Below are 1,514 nucleotides of genomic sequence, written 5' to 3'. Positions count from 1 at the left end.
GTAAAATTAATATTTTTATTATAATAATTTAGAGTACAAAAATAAGTCAAATTATTACATTTAATATAATAATGATCTAATCCCCAAGCACTATAGCTATCTGATCCCACAAATTTAAAACTTATTTCTTGATCAAATTGTTGCCATTTTTTTAGTTGATGCTGGTTTGGAAAAGATAATAATTTATTTTCTATTTTTTCCTTATTATCAATATTCGCATTAGCAACATAGGAAATAGCAATAATAAAATTGAAAATAAAAAAATATTTAAAAAAATTTAGTCTCATTTTATTTTTTCTCTTTAAAACGCCTTTCTTTCACATTTGTTTGCAAATCTTCATTTATTTTTTGTAAATTAACAAAAAAAGCAGGATTATATCTATTGATCAATCCAATACCATTACCACTTACTTTCATTGCAATTTCAAAATGTAAATGAGGATTACAAACTCCTTTTGCATTACCTGTATCACCAGTATACGCAATTAACTCACCAGCTTTAACATTTCCTGTTGTTAAAACAGCTGAACTTAAGTGACAGTAGCGTAAATAAAAATGATCTGCATTTAAATTAAATCCATTCCCACTAACAACTTCATCTGTAAATTCTAATGAATAGTCATTTACAGATGCTCTCAAAGATTCACCATTAATTTTAAGTACTAAAACATTCCCATAACCACTTGAACCCTCGTTTTTATATTGTATTATTTCAGCATCGAGGCAAGCATAACATGGGGTATTAATATCAGCAAATAAATCCAAACCATTATGTATTTTCTTTTGTAACCTCTTTATTTATGTAAATACCCCAAACTTAGTACAAGATTCAAGTAGAAAATCATGCTGTTTGTTTTAGTGTTTTATACTCAATCGGCGTCATGTTATTTAATGCCTCATGCGGTCTTTCGGTGTTATAAATCGTTAACCATTCTTCGGTTATTCTCCTTGCTTGTGCTAAGTTGTTAAAAAGATATAAATCGAGTACTTCAGTACGATAGGTACGATTAAATCGTTCAATGTACCCGTTTTGATATGGGCTACCGGGCTGGATATAATCAATGGCTATATCATGTGATTTAGCCCAGTTTATAAAGGTTTTTCCTGTAAATTCTGGTCCATTATCGACGCGTATTTTTAATGGATACCCATGATATTCAGCCAGTTTATCTAAGTAACGGGTAATCCTTCCTGCTGGTAAGCTTACTGCAATATCAATACCTAACGCCTCACGATTAAAGTCATCGATGACATTGAATGTCCTAAAGCGACGTTGATTACAGCTACTATCACTCATAAAATCCATTGACCAACATTCACCTTGTTTATTAGGAACCAATAGCTTTTCTGGTGTTCGTTGGGGGATACGTTTTTTACGTTTAGCTCTAATATTAAGTTTTAACTCACAATACACCCGATACACCCGTTTATGATTCCATTTATAGCCGAGCTTTCTGATGCGATTAAAACATTTGGGAAAGCCCCAGCGTAAATGCCGGTCTGTGATAGCATTC

General features: G+C 31.6%; 3 protein-coding genes. All 3 read right to left on the bottom strand.

Features of this window, described 5'->3' with window-relative positions; all coding sequences use genetic code 11:
* Positions 1-287 (bottom strand): hypothetical protein (locus tag A9G24_RS13090; RefSeq protein ID WP_218056283.1); only part of this gene is annotated, 287 nt, incomplete at its 3' end.
* Between the two features lies 1 nt (position 288).
* Positions 289-765, bottom strand: coding sequence for a M23 family metallopeptidase (locus A9G24_RS09780; protein ID WP_065638848.1), 477 nt, complete (start codon positions 763-765; stop codon positions 289-291).
* 76 nt (positions 766-841) lie between these two features.
* Positions 842-1,514, bottom strand: a 673-nt coding sequence (locus tag A9G24_RS09775) for an IS3 family transposase (RefSeq protein ID WP_081303157.1), incomplete at its 5' end; no start/stop codon positions are given.

It is taken from the genome of Gilliamella sp. App6-5, assembly GCF_001690525.1.
In the GTDB taxonomy this organism is placed as follows: domain Bacteria; phylum Pseudomonadota; class Gammaproteobacteria; order Enterobacterales; family Orbaceae; genus Gilliamella; species Gilliamella apicola_H.
The sequence above is the reverse complement of the archived record's forward strand: the minus strand, read 5'-3'. Positions and strand labels throughout refer to the sequence as shown.